Genomic DNA, 17925 nt, shown 5'->3' with positions numbered 1-17925 from the left:
CTTGAAAGCTCAAAAACGTATGAGTCCAGGAGGACGTAAATGGCTAAGAACCGTAGTGAACTCGTTGCAGAGGTAGCAGGCAAGGCTGGCACCAGCCAGGCAGCAGTCAACTCCGTGCTCGATGCACTGTTCGAAGTTTTCGAGACATCTGTCGCCGCCGGCGAGAAGATCACCATCCCGGGCTGGCTCGCCGTTGAGCGCACCGACCGTGCAGCTCGCACCGGCCGCAACCCGCAGACCGGCGAAACCATCCAGATCGCAGCCGGCCACAGCGTCAAGCTGACCGCTGGCTCCAAGCTGAAGGCAGCTGTCGCCAAGAAGAAGTAACTTCTTCGGCATAGGCCTTGAAGGGGCGGCAACCTGATGGTTGCCGCCCCTTCTTCTTTGGGTTAATGCACATAGCGCACTGTCGATTCGCAGCCCGGCGACAGGTAGCGGACAATGGATAAGTGCCATCAGCAAGAAATTCCGCAACTGTCCCTTCGACTCCTCCCAAGCCGGGAGCGCGTGGAGGGTCCACAGTCGCGGGGATTTCCCTTCCTTGGCAATTGGCGGGCCTGGCGGTCCTGATCGTCGCCCTTGCGGGGGCATTGATCTTCTCCGGCGCGTCGGCGGCCCGCCAGGTTTCAGATCCCGGCGCCCTGGTCAGGTGGGGCCTTCCGTTTGCCAAAGCCATCCACAACGTGTCGGTGGCCACGGTGATTGGCGGCCTGATCTTTGCCGTGGGCATCCTGCCGAAGAACCTCGGCGGCTCCCGGTCCCGCGAGAAAGACGCCGACGCCGTCGAGCATCCGGCATTTGCCCGGGCCCTCGCGGTTGCCGCCGCCGCTGGCGCTGCGTGGACACTGTCCGCAGTCGCCGTCCTGGTCCTGACCTATTCGGACGTCGCCGGACAGCCGCTTTCCGGGGACGCGGAGTTCACCCGTTCGCTGGTCTACTTCATGACGGACATCGAAACCGGCAAGGCCTGGCTGGCCGTTACCATTATTGCCGCCGTGGTCACTACAGCCCTGTTCGGGGTCCGGTCCCTGACGCACCTGGCGTTCACGCTTGTGCTCGCGCTGATCGGGCTGATTCCAACGGCGCTCATCGGCCACTCCTCCAGTTCAAGCGATCACGAGGGCGCCATCAACTCCCTTGGCCTCCACCTGGTGGGCGTCTCCACCTGGGTTGGCGGCATCATCATGCTGGCGGTCCTGTCCGGAATCCTCACCGGTTCCCGGACGAAGGGGACCCCGGACATTACGGAGCAGACCCTTCGGCGATTCTCGTCCCTGGCAGGTTTCGCTTTCGTCCTGGTGTTCGCTTCCGGTGTCATCAACGCTGCCATCCGGGTCACCAACCCGGCCGACCTCTTCGGCTCCTCTTACGGTCAACTCATTGTGGCCAAGGCCCTCGCAACGTTGGTGCTGGGCGGTATCGGCTTCATGCACCGCCAATGGGTTATCCCGCAGCTCGGCAAGAACGGCTCCATGTCTGCGCGCCGGGTGCTGTGGCAGCTGGTTCTGGTTGAGCTGCTGGTGATGGGCGCGACGTCGGGACTCGCCGTCGCGTTGGGTCGCTCGGCTCCGCCGCAGCCCACCACCTACGCCCCGGACGCGTCGCCGTCGTTCATCCTTTCCGGATACGAGCTGCCACCGGAACTCACCCCTTCGCGCTGGCTGACCGAATGGCGCTTTGACTGGCTGTGGGTAGGCGTGGCGTTGTTTGGAGCCGTCTCCTACATCATGGGCATCGTCAAGGTCCGGCGCCGTGGCGACCAGTGGTCCGTTTTCCGGACGGTGAACTGGATGATCGGCCTGGTGGTCCTGACCTACATCACGTCCGGCCCGCCCGCTGTCTACGGCCGGGTGTTGTTCTCTGCGCACATGGTGGACCATATGGCCCTCACTATGGTGGCTCCCATCTTCCTGGTTCTCGGCGCTCCGGTGACGCTGGCCCTTCGGGCCCTGCCGTCCCGGGGTGAAGGTACCCATGGCTCCCGTGGCCTGCGGGAATGGCTGCTCCTGTTTGTACACTCCAGGTTCTCCCAAGTGGTCACGCACCCCCTGTTCGCGGCGGCAAACTTCGCGGGCTCCATCGTCTTGTTCTACTACTCGGACCTCTTTGGTCTGGCCATGCGTGAGCACGTGGGCCATGAGTTGATGAACCTCCACTTCCTGCTGACCGGGTACATCTTTGTCCTGAGCATGATCGGCAGCGATCCTTTGCCACGCCGTGCACCGTATCCGATGCGGCTGCTGCTCCTTCTGGCAACCATGGGCTTCCACGCGTTCTTTGGCGTATCCATCATGGGTGGCACCGGCCTGCTCGCTGCGGACTACTTCGGCAACCTCGGACGCGCCTGGGGCCCCTCGGCCCTGGGAGACCAACAATTGGGCGGCGCCGTTGCCTGGGGCATCGGCGAAATCCCCACGCTGCTGGTGGCCATCGGCGTGGCAGTAATGTGGTCCCGGTCCGACGAACGGGAGAAGCGCCGGGTGGATCGTGCGGCCGACAGGAATAACGACGCCGATCTCAGTGCTTACAACGATATGTTTGCCCGGCTGGCTGAGCGTGATGCCAAGCTTGCAAGCCGCACTGCCAGGGCAACCACAACAGCCCCGGCCGAGCGCCCCACGAACGACAATTCCGGGCACACCGACCCGAACACCAAGCTGGAAGGACGCTGATGAGCGAAACCGTACGTACCCAACACCGGGTCCGGGCCTCCGAACTCGAGGGCCGCGGCTGGCTCAACACCGGTGGGAAGTCCTTGGACCTCGAGTCCCTGCGCGGCAAGATCGTGCTTCTCGACTTCTGGACCTTCTGCTGCATCAACTGCCTGCACGTTCTCGACGAGCTGCGTCCGTTGGAAGAAAAGTACTCGGACGTCCTGGTAACCGTTGGCGTTCATTCGCCCAAGTTCGAGCACGAGGCAGATCCTGTCGCTTTGGCATCAGCCGTCGAACGCTACGAAATCCACCACCCTGTGCTGGATGACCCCGAACTGGCCACCTGGAAGGCGTACACCGCCCGTGCCTGGCCCACGCTGGTGGTAGTGGACCCCGAGGGCTACATTGTGGCCCACCTTTCCGGCGAGGGCCACGCAGACGGCCTCGCCGTCCTGCTCGAAGAACTCGTCGCTGAACATGAAGCCAAGGGGACCCTCCACCGCGGTGACGGTCCGTACGTAGCCCCTGTGCCGACGTCGGGCACTCTGCGGTTCCCCGGTAAGGCGACCCAGCTCGCCAACGGAAACTACCTGGTGGTGGATTCCGGCCATCACCGTTTGGTGGAGTTGCGCCCGGATCTGGAGACCGTGGAGCGGATCATCGGGTCCGGCACCAAGGGCTACCTGGACGGGCAATCGGAAATTGCCCGGTTCAACGAACCCCAGGGCGTCACCCTTTTGCCGTCGGAGCTGGCCTGGAAGCTCGGCTACGACGCCGTGGTGGCCGACACCGTCAACCACCGCCTCCGCGGCGTCACCCTCAGCTCGGGATACGTCCAGACGATCGCAGGCAACGGAGTGCAGCGGCTCCTGGACACCGGCCCCGCCCGTGTCACCGACTCCGGCGCCGGTACTTGGTCTGAACACCACGACGACGGTCCGGCTGACTTCGCCGGGGACGCCCTGGATGTTGGTGCTCTCGGGCGCGGCACGGAAGTGTCCCTTTCCTCGCCCTGGGATGTGGTCTGGAGCGAAAAGCTGCAGAAGGTGGTCATCGCCATGGCCGGCACACACCAGATTTTCGCTTTCGACCCCCTGGCCAATGAGGTCTCCATCCTGGCCGGCTCCGGTCTTGAAGGTTTGCTGGACGGCAAAGCCGAGGAAGCCTGGTTCGCACAATCCTCCGGCCTGGCAATCGACGGCGAAGACAACATCTGGGTAGCTGACTCGGAGACATCGTCCTTGCGCCGCCTGGTGGTCAGCGATTCCGGCGTGACCGTGGAAACCGCAGTGGGCAAGGGCCTGTTCGATTTCGGCTTCCGTGATGGGGAAGCCGCCGAAGCCCGCTTGCAGCACCCTTTGGGCGTAACTGTGCTGCCGGACAATTCCGTGGCCATCGCCGATACCTACAACGGGGCTGTGCGCCGCTACGACCCCGCCACCAAGTCCGTCTCCACCCTGGCCCGGGGCCTCGCTGAGCCGAGCGACGTCGTGGTGGTCCAGGTGGAAGGCAGCGATCCGTTGCTGGTAGTGGTGGAATCGAACAAGCACCAGCTGGTCCTGGTACCGATCCCCAAGGAAGCCCAACAGGTGGACGAGGGCGCATCGCAGACGCACCGCCCCAAGAGCCCGGTCACGCCCGGTACCCTTGAACTGGCCGTGCGCTTCAAGGCTCCCACCGGTCAAAAGCTTGATGACCGCTGGGGCGATCCCACCCAGATGAAGATTTCCTCCACACCGCCCGAGCTCCTGGTTTCCGGAGGCGGGACCTCGGTGGGTCTCCTGCGCACGCTTGAATTGTCGGCGGATGTCCCCGAAGGAATCCTGCACATCACGGCCCGCGCGGCCGCCTGTGATGGACCGGAAACCGAAGACGGCGAAATCCCGGACCACGCCGCTTGCCACCTGTACCAGCAGGATTGGGGCATTCCGGTGGTCCTGCAGGCCGACGGGGAGTCTGAGCTCGTGCTGGACCTCCGCGGCATGGACTAAACCCCACGCAGCTGGCCCGTCTCCTCCCACACCGGGCAGGAGGCGGGCCGTTCTGTTTTCACCGGGGCCTGATCCCCAAAGGCCGCGTGCCACTACGCTGGCGGCGCCAGCCCTGCAGTACCAAAAACCAGCCCTGCAGTACCAAAAACCAGTACAAAAGGGTTTTTCCCGCAGGCTAGAACGTCAGCAGGGGTGTAACCGTCACAGTGTCGCCGCTGACATCCAACTGGGTGGTGAAACTGAAGTCGTGCTCCACGTTGAGGTCGTTCACGAGTCCCGTGAACAGGTTGACCTCCCGGGCGGTCAGCGTAGCCTTGCCGTTCAACGGAGCAACAACCCATTTGCCGCTGAACGGTTCAATGGTGATCTTGGGATACTCCGTGATGGCCCACTTGATGGTGCCGTCCACTACCCGGGCATTGCTGACGTGGTAGAACGGGCAGTCGGGCTGCAGGCGCTGCTGTTCGGTGGCCTGGGCTGCGCAGGTGTCCAGGAATTCGCGCACTTTGCCGGCCACGGCATCGTTCATGGCTTTGGTGGACCGGGTCTGCAGGTTCAGGGGGGCCTGTCCGCCGTCGCGCGTTGTGACGAGCGCGGAGGTTGCGGGAGCTTCGAAATAAGTACCGTTAAGGCTGGCCTCGTACTTGCCCGGGAAGAACACGGCAAACGTGTTGCGGCCGTTGGGCATGTTGACGGGAACGCCGTTGAGGGTGGCTTCGCTGGAGTTCACCACGGTCACATCAATGGTGGGCAGGGTGGTGGGCACGAACGCCCACTTCCCGAAGAACAGCCACTGCGTACCGGTTCGTTCCATGAGGAATTCCGTGTGGAGCCGGCTGCCGTCCAAGGTGTAGTCCACGGGAACGGCTACCCGGTTTGCACTGCGGGATTCGGGATTCCCCACATGGACGTCCGACAACTTGGAAGCGGCGGTTTGGAGGGCCGTGCCGTCGAGCATGGCCGCGTTGGCGCTGGGCACTTTGGCCCGCAGGAGGCCCAGGGCTTCTTCGCCTTTGCCGTCCTGGAGCGCTTGCAGATACTCCTTGACGGGCTGCTGCGGACTGGCCACGGAAGAGCCCACCAGGTTGATGCAGACGATCGCGCCGACGACAGCAAGCATCAGACCGAGCAGCCATCCGGCTGCGGTCTTGACGAACGCTTGACTCAACTGCACGCCCTTTACGTTACCTGCCGCAACAGCCCACGCCGTGCAGGAGGTACCCGTTATGACGTTTTATCAGCCGTCTGGAGAAGCCCGACGGCGGGCGGCAGCAGGCGTCGCTGCCACCCGGCGTCGTGGTTCAACCAGGCTGGCGAAGCTAGCGCCGGCGACGTGAGGACGTGCCAAAAACTCCGCGCATGAGGTCCCGGCCCAGCTGCGTTCCCATGGATCGGACCATGCTCTTGAGGCCACCGCCCAGTGCGCCGCCAAGGGCTCCGGCGATGTCGCCGAACATGCCGCTGTCCTGTGGTGGTGCTTGCTGGGGGACAGGCTGGGGAGCGGGTGGCGCCGGGTAGGAGTCGGTGGTTGAAGTGGACGGCCGTGAACTGGGCCGTCCCAGGATCTCTTCCTCGATGCGGCGGGCTTCGGCGTCTATGTCCGCTTGGGATGTTCCAACGGGCGTGCCGGAAGATGGCACGGGCGGCAGCCCCGGTGCGGCATCGCCTGTCGGTGCGGCTGCCCGGCCATTGAGTTTCTCGTAGGCCGAGAGGTTGTCTACGGCTGTCCCGTACTTCGCCAGGAGCGGGGACGCGGCGACGGTGCTCTTGATGAGATCGTCGGCGCTGGGGCCCATGACCGACTCGGGGGCACGGAGCCGGGTCAGCGCCACAGGCGTGGGGGCGCCCTTTTCGTTCATGACGGTGATGACGGCCTCGCCAATGCCGGCTGACGTCAGGGTCTCTTCGAGATCGTAGTCACTGACAGGGAAGGTGGACACGGTGGCCTTCAAGGCTTTGGCGTCCTCGGGGGTGAAGGCGCGCAGGGCGTGCTGCACGCGGTTGGCCAGCTGGCCCAGGACATCGGCCGGGACATCCTTGGGGGTCTGGGTGACGAAGAAGATACCCACGCCCTTGGAACGGATCAGCCGCACGGTGGTGGTGATGGCGTCGAGGAAGGCTTTGGAGGCGTCGTTGAACAGCAGGTGGGCCTCGTCCAGGAAGAACACGAGCTTGGGTTTGTCGAGGTCTCCGGCTTCGGGGAGGTCCTCGAACAGGTCCGCCAAGAGCCACATGAGGAACGTGGAAAACAGGAGGGGCTTGGTCTGGAGCGTGGGCAGTTCCAGGCAGCTGATGACACCGCGGCCGTCCGGTGCTGTGCGGAGCAGTTCGGCGGTGTCGAACTCGGGTTCGCCGAAGAACTTCTCCATGCCCTGCGCTTCCAAGCCGACCAGCTCGCGGAGGATGACACCGGCGGTGGCCTTCGACAACCCGCCCAGTTCGGCGAGTTCGGCCTTTCCTTCGTCCGAGGTCAGGAACTGGATCACGGCGCGGAGGTCCTTGAGGTCGATCAGTTCAAGGTTCTTCTGGTCCGCGAAGTGGAAGATCAGCTGGAGGCTGGACTCCTGGGTGTCGTTGAGGTCCATGATGCGGGAAAGCAGGATGGGCCCGAACGAGGTAATGGTGGCCCGGACCGGAATGCCGTTGCCGTCTCCGCCGAGCGAAAGGAACTCGACCGGGAAGTTTTTGGCCTGCCAGTCCTGGCCGAGCGAGGACGTACGTGCCGTCAGCTTTTCACTGCCGGTGGCCGGCGTCGCCAATCCGGACAGATCACCCTTGATGTCCGCGAGGAAAACCGGGACGCCCGCCGTCGAGAGTTGTTCGGCGATCATGTGCAGCGTCACCGTCTTGCCGGTGCCGGTAGCGCCTGCCACAAGGCCGTGGCGGTTCATCATGGCGAGGGGCAGGCGGACCTGGGCTTCCTTGTGGACTTCACCGTCCACGATCGCGGCACCCAGCTCGATGGTGGCACCTTGCAGGGTGTACCCCTGCTGGATGGTGGCGAGTTTTTCAGCAGTTGTTGCTTTGGGTTCGTTGGCCATGCGCATAGCTTAGCTGGGCTTGGCAAGATCCTTGCTGAAGGCCAAATGCTTGATGTCTTCGGGGTCCGCGGCGAGGTCGAACAGGGCTTTGTACCCCGTGGCGAGGTACAGATTCTTCGCCTCGGGCTGGCGTGGACCGGTGGTCAGGTACAGCTTCCGGTAGCCGCGCCGACGGGCTTCGTTTTCGAGTTCGGCCAGGACCAGGCGAGCCAGTCCGCGCCTGCGGTGGGCGGAGTGGGTCCAGATCCGCTTGAGCTCGGCCGTGTGCTCGTCGTAGCGGCGGAAGGCGCCACCGGCCACGGATTCACCGTTTTCCTGGATGATGATGAGCGCTCCGTGCGGCGGCGCGAATTCCTCGGCGGGGTAGCGGTTCAATTCTTCGGCCGCGCCCTCGCTGCTGAACAGGTCACCGTATCGGGTGTTGTATTCGACGGCGAGCTCGTCCAGGAGCGGGCGGACGCGGGGATCGCGCATGGGCAGGCTGAGGACGGTAAGGCCCGACGTCGGCAGGGTTGGCGTTGTTGTCATGTCTGGCCTTTCGTAGGTGGAACCCGAGTGGGGGACAGCAACTGCTGTCATGGCGGTTCAGTGCGACGCTTGCTGTCCCCTAGTTGGGATGGGGCGCTGGAACCGAGGCCGGGGCACTCGCGCCGGCTCCCTCCAACGTGGCAGCAACCGTGGCCAGGATCCTGCGCGCGAGGGCGTCGTTCTCCCGGAACGGGGCTGCGTTGGTGTTGGGGCGTGCGAAGGCTCCGGCACCCCAGCCCGAGGTCCACGGCCCCACGGCAAACAAACCATTCTGTGGTGTACCAACAGGGGACAATACCTCGTAATTCCCGGAGATCAGGAGTTTCCCGGTGGAGTGTGGGCCCTCGGAAGTGAGCAGCCGCTGCTCGGTGCCCCATCCGGCGTCGTGCAGGTCCGCCAAAGCGGGATTCGCCGAACGTTCCACGGAAGCGGAAGGCAGGCGCGCCTCGATGTAGGCGGATGCATCCACCACCACGGGCGACTGGAAGGACCCCGCCACGAAGCGGCCCACGGAATCATCGGCTCGTACCCACATGCCGGGGCCCAGGAATTTCAAGAACCCGGCCCTGTGCAGCGCGAGCATCTCCCGGAGCCGGTGCGACGGCGGCCCTGAGTCCACGAAGCTGAAGAAGCCGTGCCACCACCCATGGATGGACTGCTGGGACCGTGCGTTCAGCCGCTCCTGCGGGACCAGCCGGCCAAGGTCCATGTAGACGAACAATAATGCGGTGAACAGGGCCAGGGTCTCGGAATGGTCCGGGCCGGTCCGAAGGTCCAGGTCCCGCTGGATATAGGCGGCGACTGAACGCTGTACCGAGTCGTGATCGGCGAACGCGCAGCCACTGAGCGGGTGGTCCAGTTTTTCGAAGTCGAGGTGCAGGGCAGCGTCCCGCACGGAGACCGCCACCAGTTCTTCGCGCTGCGGGCTGTACCAGTCGAGAGCATCGAACCGGGCTTCAAACGCGGCCCAGGTGCCCAGGACCCGCTCAGGGTAGCCGGTGAAGAGCTCGCGGTAGTAGGCGTAACCTGCGTCCTTGGCGATCAGCGGCCACAGCTGGGTACGGAAATCCAGCTCGTGATGCCCGGCCAGCAGGGCGCCGACGGCTTCGGCGGTGAAGTACCGCGGACGCTCCACAGGACTGCGCAGGGTCGAGGAGATCTTGGAGTGGTAGGGCACGCCGCGTCGCGACCCCGCCCAGAGACGCGGTTCGGCGCCGGAAGGCACGTAGTCGAGTTCGCCGTCGGGCCGTTCTTCAAAGCGGCCCCCGCGGCCCTCGAACAGCAGCACCAGCAAGTCCACGAACGCCAGTCCCATGCCGGAGACGATCACGTCCTGACCGGCCTCGATCCCGGAGTAGTCGACATCCGTGGTGTACGACGGCGGGGCGTGGAAGCCGCCGTACCGGGCAGCGAAGTCGCTGTGGCGGGCGGACTCGCGGTCAACAAGGGAATCCGTGTGGCCCAGCGAGTACACCACGACGTCGGCAACAACCTCGCCGCCGGAGGCCAGCCGCACGCTGTGCCTGTCAGCGCCGGAACGTTCGACGCCGGTGGCTGTGTCGCGGTGCACCGTCACCGTTGTTTCGGGGCCCAGTGCGCTGACGGCGCGGCCGAAGAACCACTCCAGATATTTGCTCTGTAGCTGCCGGGTGGGGAAAGACGCCGGGGTCAGCGAGCGCAGCTGGGCGAGCAGGTGCGGTTCCAAAGGAGGAACATCACGGATGCTGCCATCGAGTACTCCGGCGGCCCAGGCGGACAGTCCCGGTCCTTGTACGGACGGCCCCTCGCACGTCACGGACTCGTCAGTGAACATGGTGACATCGGCTGCGGTGGAGTTCAGCAGCAACCCCGGACTCTGGTCATAGCGCCAGATCCGCCCGGAGCCTGGCTGGTAGGGCTCAATGACGTGGATGTGAAGGGGACCCTCGAACAGGCCGGGCCGGTTGGCGGCCAACCGTTCCAGGACGCCGGCCGTGCGCGGGCCGCCGCCAATGAAGGCGATGGCGGGAACTCGTGACGGCATGGGATCTCCTGGAATGCAGTGGTTGGTGATGCCCAATCTAGGGAGCTTTGGGTGCATGGGTCGAGGCGCCGGTAACCGCCGTTCACCATGCGTCACGCACCGTCAACCCACGCAACGAAGCGACTCATATGGCCCTGCATGACGATGATTGTGACGCTGTGAGAACCCCGGCGAAGCCCCGCGAAGTCCAGTGAAGAAGTGCAAATTCCCGCCTTGCTGCGGGGTTTCGCACGCCCATAGATTGGCAGCCATCCGATAGACAACAACCGATCTGAAATGAGGTGGCGCATGAGTGCAATCGCACCGCCTGCCACGGCGGACACTGCACCGCCCACCCCGGATTATTCCGAGTACAAGCTGGTTCCTGCCCGTCATCCCTGGCGTTGGGTGGGCACAGTGGTGGTGGCTGCCGGCGTGGCCGCCATCGCATGGTCCCTTGTGACCAACCCCCGCTGGGAGTGGGGGGTGGTGGCCGAATGGTTCACGGCACAATCCGTTGTCAACGGCCTGGTGGAAACCCTCAAGCTCACGGCCATCTCAGGCGTCCTGGGATTCGTCCTAGGGTTCATCCTGGCCCTGATGCGGTTGTCGGCGTCCCCGCTGTTGGTTTCTGTCTCGTGGACCTTTTCGTGGATCTTCAGATCGACTCCGCTGCTGGTCCAACTGCTGCTCTGGTACAACCTTGGCTACCTTTACGAGAAGATCAGCCTGGGCATCCCGTTCACGGACGTCCGCTTCTTCGAGGCCCAGACCACTACGCTGATCAGCCAGTTCGCTGCAGCAGTCCTGGGGCTCACCTTGAACCAGGCTGCCTACTCCGCGGAGATCATCCGCGGCGGCATCCTCTCCGTGGACCAGGGCCAGCTGGAAGCGGCCTCCGCGCTGGGCATTCCCGCGTGGCAGCGGAACACCAGGATCGTGCTGCCGCAAGCCATGCGTGCCATCCTGCCCAACGCCTTCAACGAGATCATCGGCCTGGTCAAGGGCACGTCGATCGTTTACGTCCTGGCCTACTCCGAGCTGTTCTACACAGTCCAGGTCATCTACAACCGGACCCAGCAGGTGCTGCCGCTGCTCCTCGTGGCGACGCTCTGGTACGTCGTGATCACCTCGGTGCTGAGCGTTTTCCAGTACTACATCGAACGCCACTTCTCCAAGGGTGCCGTCCGGAACCTGCCGCTTACCCCACTGCAGAAAGCGCGGAAATTCTTCGCTACCCATGTTGCTGCCTCTCCCACGAAGGACGCCCGATGAGCACCATCGCCGCACGCAAAGAGTCCAAGACGACAGCACAGGCCGCGGACGAGGCTCCGGCTGAAACTTCGGCTGCCGCGTCAGCTGGCACGACGGCGGCCCGGCCCGCCTCTGCTGACCGGCAAGCGACCCGCGGACAGGTGGATATCACCAACGTCCGTAAGTCCTTCGGCGCCACCGAGGTCCTCAAAGGCGTGTCGCTGTCGGTTCCGCCGGGCGGCGTCGCGGTGATCGTGGGCCCCTCCGGTTCGGGCAAGTCCACCCTGCTCCGGACCATCAACCACCTGGAAAAGGTGGACGGCGGCTACATCACCATCGATGGCGAACTGGTGGGTTATGAGGTCCGCGGCAACAAGCTCCATGAGCTCCGTGAGAAGGACATCCTCAAGCAGCGCACCAACATCGGCATGGTGTTCCAGAGCTTCAACCTCTTCCCGCACCTCACGGCATTGGAGAACGTCATCGAAGCGCCGATCGTGGCCCAGAAGCGTTCCAAGGCCGAGGCCCGGAAGCGCGGTTTGGAGCTCCTGGACCGGGTGGGCTTGAAAGACCGCGCCGACGCCTACCCCCGCCAGCTCTCCGGCGGCCAGCAGCAGCGCGTTGCGATCGCCCGGGCGTTGGCACTCGATCCCAAGATCCTGCTCTTCGACGAGCCGACGTCCGCGTTGGACCCGGAGCTGGTCAACGAGGTCCTCGACGTTATCCGGGAACTCGCCACGTCCGGAACCACGCTCATCGTCGTGACCCACGAGATGGGCTTTGCCCGGGACGTCGCGGACACCGTGGTGTTCATGGACGACGGCCTGATCGTCGAGTCCGGCACGCCCCAGGACATCTTCGCCAACCCCCGCGAGGAACGTACCCGGAGCTTCTTCTCCAAAGTCATCGAACCAGCTTTCAACATCTAGGACACCCTCCATGCTTCGCACCGCCCACGGCTTCGCCGCTCATGAAACAAAACCGCGCTCAACCAAAAGCCGGCTCCTGGCACTTGCTGTACTTCCCGCCGTCGTGCTTCCTGCGCTGGCGGGGTGCTCCGATCCTGGAGCGTCGGCAGCAAAGCCCGAATCCGAAGCCGCCAGGAACGGAATCGTCTACAACACCTCCGTGGACCAGAACCGGATCCGGGGTGAGAAGGACACGACGGCGGCCGCAGCGGTTCCCGCAGCCATCGCGAAGGACGGCAAGCTGACCGTTGCCACCACAGCCGGCTCCATACCGCTGTCCTTCCACGCCACCGACGACAAAACGCCGATCGGCGTGGAAGTGGATATCGCCCAGCTTGTCGCCGACAAGCTCGGCCTGGACCTGGACCTGCAGGTGACGTCGTGGGAGAACTGGCCGCTCAAGACCCAGTCCGGTGACTTCGAGGCCGTCTTCTCCAACGTGGGCATCAACGCCGCCCGCGTGAAGCTGTTCGACTTCTCCACGTACCGTGCCGCGTTCATGGGCTTCGAAGCGAAGAAGAGCTCCAGCTACGACATTAAGGGCTCGGATGACATCTCCGGCCTGAAGATCTCCGTGGGCTCCGGCACCAACCAGGAGAAGATCCTGCTGGCTTGGAACAAGGAGCTCGAAGCGAAGGGCAAGGCTCCCGCCACCCTTCAGTACTACTCCTCCGACGCCGACACCATCCTGGCGTTGTCATCCGGCCGCACCGACCTGAACCTCGCTCCGTACCCCTCGGTGACCTATCGCGAGAACACCCGCGACGACCTCAAGGTAGTTGGCAAGGTCAACGCCGGATGGCCCTCCGAAACGTTGGTGGCAGCCACCACCCTCAAGGGCAACGGCCTGGCTCCGGCCATCACCGAAGCCCTGAACTCCACCATCAAGGACGGCTCGTACGGCAAGGTCCTGGAACGCTGGGGACTTTCCGAAGAAGCCGTGCCGGAGTCCAAGACCGTCACGGAAGCCACTTCTGGGACGGGAAAGTGAAGTTCCAAGTCCTCGACATCATCCCGCACCTGAAGAATCCGGTGACGGGGGAGATCGTCTCCACTGCTGATCGGCTCAACCAGGTGGTGGAGACGGCTCGCCGCGCGGAGGAACTCGGTTTCGACAGCTTCTCCGTGGGAGAGCGCCACGCCGGCGAGTTCGTCTCGTCATCCCCGACGACGGTCCTCGCCGCGATTGCCGCCGTCACCACCCGGATCCGCCTCCAGACCGGCGTCACCGTACTCTCCGTGCTGGATCCCGTGCGGGTGGCGGAAGACTACGCCACCATCGACCAACTGAGCCGCGGACGCCTGGAGCTTGTGATCGGCAAGGGCAACGAGGTCCTGCAGTACCCGCTGTTCGGGCTGTCCCTCGATGACCAGTGGGACCTGCTCGCGGAAAAGTACGCGCTGCTGCGTACGCTGTGGCGCAAGGAAAGCGTCACGTGGTCTGGCCGCTTCCGGCCCGCGCTGACCGAGCCAACCACGACGACGCCCCGCCCCTTCGCGGGGTCGCCCCGGATTTGGCACGGCTCGGCTACAACCCTCACGTCCGCTGCGCTCGCCGCCAAATGGGGCGATCCCCTGTTCACGGCCAACGCCATCCAGCCGCGCGGTAACTACAAAGTCCTGATCGACCATTACCGCGAAGAGTACGAGCGCCACGGGCACGATCCCCGGCATCAGTACCTCGGCTCGGGCAGCGGTGCCGGCGGTGTGTTCATCGCGGACACCACCCAGGAAGCCATCCGGCAATACGGCCCGGTTTACGAAGGACTCACTGCCGGGCGCAACGTTCCGGGCAACAACACACCGTTCCGGGATATCCACCACGCTGTGGCAGAGGGACCGGCCCTGGTAGGCAGCCCGGAGCAGGTAATCGACAAGATCCTCAGCTACCACTCGCTGTACAACCACGATCTCCAGTCGATCTCCCTGCCCACCACACTGCCGTTGGAACAGCAGCTGGAGATACTGGAACGCTTCGCCCTGGACGTCATTCCCGCAGTCCGGGCGTCCGCACCGACAACCCTGTGGGAATCCGACGATCCCTTCGGCGGCCGCCCGGAATTCGCCGGCGCCACCGAACCGGACGCCGCAGCAACCGTAACCGCAGACCACGCCTTCAACAGGACGGACAACGCCCATGTCTACGCAAACTGACAGCGCCACGAACACCGCCTCCGGCCTCGAAGCCTTTGACGAGGAATGGCAGGAATGGCACGACGCCCATGAGCGTCACCGTGCCCACCCGCACGGCTTCCTCGCCGTGACCCACCTGCACTGGCTGACCGGCGACGCGACCCGGCTGGAAGGTGCCCCCGGCACCTGGAGTGTGGACGCCGACGTCGTGCGTGTCGTCCTGGAACCGGGCGAAAGCCTGCAGCAGGACGGTGTCGAGCTGAACAACGGGACCGTCCTCGAGCTGGGACCCATTGAGGAACGCGGCGGCATCAACCGGGTATCAGGAGACACCGTGATCGAGGTTGCCAAGCGCGGCGGCGAGTACATCGTGCGTCCCCGAAACCCGGAAAACGCGCTCCTGCGTCAGTACCAGGGCACTCCGGCGTACACGCCCAATGCTGCCTTCGCCGTGGCCGGTACCTTTGTCCCGTTCGAGGTCCCGCGGCCCACCACGGTGGGCGCCGCCGTCGAAGGCATCCAGCACGTGTACGAAGCCCCGGGCGAGATCCGCTTCAAGCTGGCCGGCGAGGAACTCGCGCTGACAGCCTTCAACGGGCATGCCCCGGGTTCCCTGTCCGTGCTGTTCACCGACCAGACCTCCGGCAAGACCACGTACGCGGCCAACCGCTCGCTGTCCGTGGTTCCGGCCGCCGATGGCTCGGTGCGGCTCGATTTCAACCGGGCCGTGAACCTGCCGTGCGCCTACACAGACCTTGCGACCTGCCCGCTGCCTCCCGCCGAAAACCGGCTCCCGGTGGCCATTGAAGCCGGCGAGAAGATTCCCTACGAACGTCAGGACCAGAAGTGAGCATTGCCAAGAAGGCCGGGTTCCTGGCCATTGAACTCGATGGTGCCGGGTACGCAAACCTTGCCCGCGCCGTCCTCGACGCCGAGTCCGCGGGCTTCCACGCGGCAACCTTCAAGGACACCCCGGAAGCCGGTCGCGCGAACGCCCTGCAACGGGCGGCCTTTGCCGGACCGATCACACGGACCATCGCCGTGGTCCCCGAGGTGGACACCGTATATACGGAGCCGTTCCACATTTCCACACAGCTTGCCAGCCTGGACTACGTGTCCGGCGGCAGGGCCGGGTGGATTGCCACGGCGGCGGAGTCGCCCGAGGCCGCTGCCGCCGTCGGACGGTCCTTTGTCACGGGTAACGCTCTTGCACAGGAAGCTGCCGCCTCGATCGAAACGGGCCGCCGGCTCTGGGATTCCTGGGAAGACGACGCCGTGATCCGCGATGTCGCCACCGGGCGCTATCTGGACGTCGACAAGCTTCACTACGTGGATTTTGAAACCCCGGCTGACTTCAGTGGCACGCCGTATTCCGTGAAGGGACCGTCCATCATCCCCAGGCCCCTGCAAGGCCAGTTGCCCGTGCTGGCAGCTGCGAAGCTGGTGGGCGAAGGCCAGGTTCCGGTTGAGGCGGTGGACGCTGTCCTGGTGTCCGCGCAGACGCCCGAGCTGTTGACTGCCGAAATCCGGGATGTCCGCGCACGGCTCGGCGGCTCGGTGGCGATTGTGGCGGAGCTCGACGTCCTCCTGGACGCACGCGGGCAAAGCGCGGCCTCACGCCCGGTGGCCTCACCCGAGGCGGCCCTGTCCGACAGCGAACGGGCGCGTTACACCGGCCCCGCCGATGGACTCATCGAGCTCCTTGAGGTGCTGCTCGCCGAGGCCGACGGAGTCCGCCTCCACCCTGCGGCCCTGGAGGTGGAGCTGGAGGAACTGTCACGGCTGGTCCTCCCGGAGCTCCGGCGCCGCGGTTCATTGCGGCGGCCCGTCCTGGATGGGACGTTCCGCGATGTACTCGGCCTGGAGCGCCCCCAAAGCCGCTATTCGACATCTGCCGCGGCCGTCGCCGCAGGAAAGCAGGGACCAGCATGACACGCGATATCTTCCAGCCGAGCGGCCGGATCCAGTTCGGTATCTTCTTCCAGGGCGTCAACTCCGGCACCATCTGGAAAGCGGCCGAATCCGGTTCGCAGACCGACTTCGAATCGTTCCGCCACATTGTGCAAACGGCTGAGCGTGGCAAGTTCGCCGCGTTCTTCCTGGGGGAAGGGCTGCGGCTCCGCGAACACCTCGGGCGCCCGCATGCCCTGGATGTCGCCGGACGGCCCGATGCCCAGACCATGCTCGCTGCTTTGGCGTCCGTGACGAAGAACATCGGCCTGGTGGCTACGCAGAACACCACCTACAACGACCCCGCAGACCTTGCACACCGCTTGTCCTCGCTGGACCTCATCTCCGGCGGGCGGGCAGCCTGGAACGTGGTGACGACGGACAACGCCTGGACCGGGGCCAACTTCCGCCGCGGCGGCTACCTTGACCACGCCGATCGCTACAAGCACGCCGAGGCTTTCGTCGAAACCGCCAAGCGGATCTGGGACTCCTGGGAAACGCCCACCGGCCCCGCGCGCCGGGTGGTGCACCAAGGGCAGCACTACACCGTGGATGTCACCCCGCGCTTGCCCCGCGGTGCCCAGTACCGGCCCGTGCTGTTCCAGGCCGGCGACTCACCCGAGGGCCGCGACTTCGCTGCCCGGCAAGCGGACGTCATCTTCTCCGCGCACCCCAAGTTCGACGACGCCGTCGAGTTCCGGCGCGACATCGTTTCCCGTTCCGTAGCCGCTGGACGGGGTGCGAACGCGGTGCAGATCATGCCTGCCAGCGAATTCATCCTTGCCGCAACGGACCAGGAAGCCCAGGAGAAAAAGGCCTGGGTCCGGAGCCTGCAGATCGGACCCCAGCAGGCGATTGCCTACCTGGAACAGTTCTGGGGCCGCGAGCTTTCCTCCTACGATCCCGATGGCCCCCTCCCGGAGATCGATCCCGTGGTGGAGGAAACGTCCGAAACCCGCGGCAGCGGATTCCACGGTGCCAAAGCACGGCAGCTTGCCGATCAGTGGAGGGCCGAGGCCAAGGACAAGGGCTTGAGCATCCGGCAGTTCGTCACCTCAAAGACGGCACGCATCGATGCCACCTTTACCGGTTCCTACACCGCCGTCGCAGACCACCTCGCCGAATACGCCAGGGTTGGTGCCGTGGACGGCTTCAACATTTCGCCATGGCTCATCCCCACCGGCCTGGACGAGATCGTGAACCACCTCGTGCCCGAACTCCAGGACCGGGGCGTGTACCCCACGGAGTACCGGGGCGCCACGCTCCGCGAAAACCTGGGCCTGGAAACGCCCGTGCGTTCCTGATGAAGCGTGCATATTCTGCTGGATCATTCCGTTGGCGCCGGCGAAAAACCCCGGAAACGCGGGGGCCGTTCCGCCTGCTCCTGGCAATGATCCAGCAGAA

At 64.8% G+C, this 17925-nt stretch carries 14 protein-coding genes; 10 read left to right on the top strand and 4 right to left on the bottom strand.

The window, feature by feature from the left end; translation table 11 throughout:
- Window positions 1-39 precede the first annotated feature (39 nt).
- From ACNAOU_RS19960 to ACNAOU_RS19950, 3 genes are all read left to right on the top strand, one after another.
- Window positions 40-327, top strand: a complete 288-nt coding sequence (locus tag ACNAOU_RS19960) for an HU family DNA-binding protein (protein WP_011776355.1) — start codon at window positions 40-42, stop codon at window positions 325-327.
- Window positions 328-449: 122 nt separating this feature from the next.
- Window positions 450-2672 carry a cytochrome c oxidase assembly protein gene (locus ACNAOU_RS19955; protein ID WP_422757583.1) on the top strand — a complete coding sequence of 741 codons (2223 nt, stop codon included), beginning with the start codon at window positions 450-452 and terminating at the stop codon, window positions 2670-2672.
- Window positions 2672-4645: an NHL domain-containing thioredoxin family protein gene (locus ACNAOU_RS19950; RefSeq protein WP_018778111.1), complete on the top strand. Its 1974-nt coding sequence runs from the start codon at window positions 2672-2674 to the stop codon at window positions 4643-4645. The genes ACNAOU_RS19955 and ACNAOU_RS19950 overlap by 1 nt, the downstream gene beginning before the upstream one ends.
- Window positions 4646-4820: 175 nt before the next feature.
- On the opposite strand, the gene ACNAOU_RS19945 is transcribed toward ACNAOU_RS19950, so the two are convergent.
- From ACNAOU_RS19945 to ACNAOU_RS19930, 4 genes are all read right to left on the bottom strand, one after another.
- A complete protein-coding gene (locus tag ACNAOU_RS19945) occupies window positions 4821-5813 on the bottom strand; it encodes a hypothetical protein (protein WP_179128412.1) in 993 nt (330 codons plus the stop codon).
- 151 nt (window positions 5814-5964) lie between these two features.
- On the bottom strand, window positions 5965-7692 hold the full coding sequence (locus ACNAOU_RS19940; RefSeq protein WP_354627581.1) for a helicase HerA-like domain-containing protein: 1728 nt from the start codon (window positions 7690-7692) through the stop codon (window positions 5965-5967).
- Window positions 7693-7695: 3 nt separating this feature from the next.
- Complete coding sequence (locus tag ACNAOU_RS19935) at window positions 7696-8214, bottom strand: GNAT family N-acetyltransferase (RefSeq protein ID WP_026267222.1); 519 nt, start codon at window positions 8212-8214, stop codon at window positions 7696-7698.
- Between the two features lie 79 nt (window positions 8215-8293).
- Window positions 8294-10237, bottom strand: a complete 1944-nt coding sequence (locus ACNAOU_RS19930; RefSeq protein WP_422757582.1) for an FAD/NAD(P)-binding protein — start codon at window positions 10235-10237, stop codon at window positions 8294-8296.
- A gap of 288 nt (window positions 10238-10525) precedes the next feature.
- Here ACNAOU_RS19930 and ACNAOU_RS19925 point away from each other — a divergent pair, with 288 nt between their 5' ends.
- The 7 genes from ACNAOU_RS19925 to ACNAOU_RS19895 are packed head-to-tail and all read left to right on the top strand — an operon-like array spanning window position 10526 to window position 17825.
- On the top strand, window positions 10526-11491 hold the full coding sequence (locus ACNAOU_RS19925) for an amino acid ABC transporter permease (RefSeq protein WP_018778116.1): 966 nt from the start codon (window positions 10526-10528) through the stop codon (window positions 11489-11491).
- Entirely contained in the window at window positions 11488-12399 is a 912-nt protein-coding gene (locus ACNAOU_RS19920; protein WP_227453587.1) for an amino acid ABC transporter ATP-binding protein, read from the top strand. Before ACNAOU_RS19925 ends, ACNAOU_RS19920 begins: the two co-directional genes overlap by 4 nt.
- A gap of 10 nt (window positions 12400-12409) precedes the next feature.
- Window positions 12410-13429: an ABC transporter substrate-binding protein gene (locus ACNAOU_RS19915; protein WP_422757581.1), complete on the top strand. Its 1020-nt coding sequence runs from the start codon at window positions 12410-12412 to the stop codon at window positions 13427-13429.
- Entirely contained in the window at window positions 13426-14592 is a 1167-nt protein-coding gene (locus tag ACNAOU_RS19910; protein WP_422757580.1) for an LLM class flavin-dependent oxidoreductase, read from the top strand. The genes ACNAOU_RS19915 and ACNAOU_RS19910 overlap by 4 nt, the downstream gene beginning before the upstream one ends.
- Complete coding sequence (locus tag ACNAOU_RS19905) at window positions 14576-15421, top strand: DUF1684 domain-containing protein (RefSeq protein WP_422757579.1); 846 nt, start codon at window positions 14576-14578, stop codon at window positions 15419-15421. Before ACNAOU_RS19910 ends, ACNAOU_RS19905 begins: the two co-directional genes overlap by 17 nt.
- Window positions 15418-16503 (top strand): LLM class flavin-dependent oxidoreductase, encoded by a 1086-nt coding sequence (locus ACNAOU_RS19900; protein WP_422757578.1) that lies wholly within the window; start codon window positions 15418-15420, stop codon window positions 16501-16503. Before ACNAOU_RS19905 ends, ACNAOU_RS19900 begins: the two co-directional genes overlap by 4 nt.
- The gene (locus ACNAOU_RS19895; RefSeq protein WP_422757577.1) at window positions 16500-17825 is read left to right on the top strand and encodes an NtaA/DmoA family FMN-dependent monooxygenase; all 1326 of its coding nucleotides are present in this window, start codon (window positions 16500-16502) and stop codon (window positions 17823-17825) included. The genes ACNAOU_RS19900 and ACNAOU_RS19895 overlap by 4 nt, the downstream gene beginning before the upstream one ends.
- Window positions 17826-17925 lie beyond the last annotated feature (100 nt).

Origin of the sequence: Paenarthrobacter sp. C1, assembly GCF_049315185.1 — a bacterium.
GTDB classification, from domain to species: Bacteria; Actinomycetota; Actinomycetes; order Actinomycetales; family Micrococcaceae; genus Arthrobacter; species Arthrobacter nicotinovorans.
The sequence above is the reverse complement of the archived record's forward strand: the minus strand, read 5'-3'. Positions and strand labels throughout refer to the sequence as shown.

Coding starts and splice junctions, on each gene's coding strand:
- ACNAOU_RS19960 (WP_011776355.1), top strand. CDS start 40: ATGGCTAAGAACCGTAGTGAACTCGTTGCAGAGGTAGCAGGCAAGGCT.
- ACNAOU_RS19950 (WP_018778111.1), top strand. CDS start 2,672: ATGAGCGAAACCGTACGTACCCAACACCGGGTCCGGGCCTCCGAACTC.
- ACNAOU_RS19940 (WP_354627581.1), bottom strand. CDS start 7,692: ATGCGCATGGCCAACGAACCCAAAGCAACAACTGCTGAAAAACTCGCC.
- ACNAOU_RS19935 (WP_026267222.1), bottom strand. CDS start 8,214: ATGACAACAACGCCAACCCTGCCGACGTCGGGCCTTACCGTCCTCAGC.
- ACNAOU_RS19930 (WP_422757582.1), bottom strand. CDS start 10,237: ATGCCGTCACGAGTTCCCGCCATCGCCTTCATTGGCGGCGGCCCGCGC.
- ACNAOU_RS19925 (WP_018778116.1), top strand. CDS start 10,526: ATGAGTGCAATCGCACCGCCTGCCACGGCGGACACTGCACCGCCCACC.
- ACNAOU_RS19920 (WP_227453587.1), top strand. CDS start 11,488: ATGAGCACCATCGCCGCACGCAAAGAGTCCAAGACGACAGCACAGGCC.
- ACNAOU_RS19915 (WP_422757581.1), top strand. CDS start 12,410: ATGCTTCGCACCGCCCACGGCTTCGCCGCTCATGAAACAAAACCGCGC.
- ACNAOU_RS19905 (WP_422757579.1), top strand. CDS start 14,576: ATGTCTACGCAAACTGACAGCGCCACGAACACCGCCTCCGGCCTCGAA.
- ACNAOU_RS19895 (WP_422757577.1), top strand. CDS start 16,500: ATGACACGCGATATCTTCCAGCCGAGCGGCCGGATCCAGTTCGGTATC.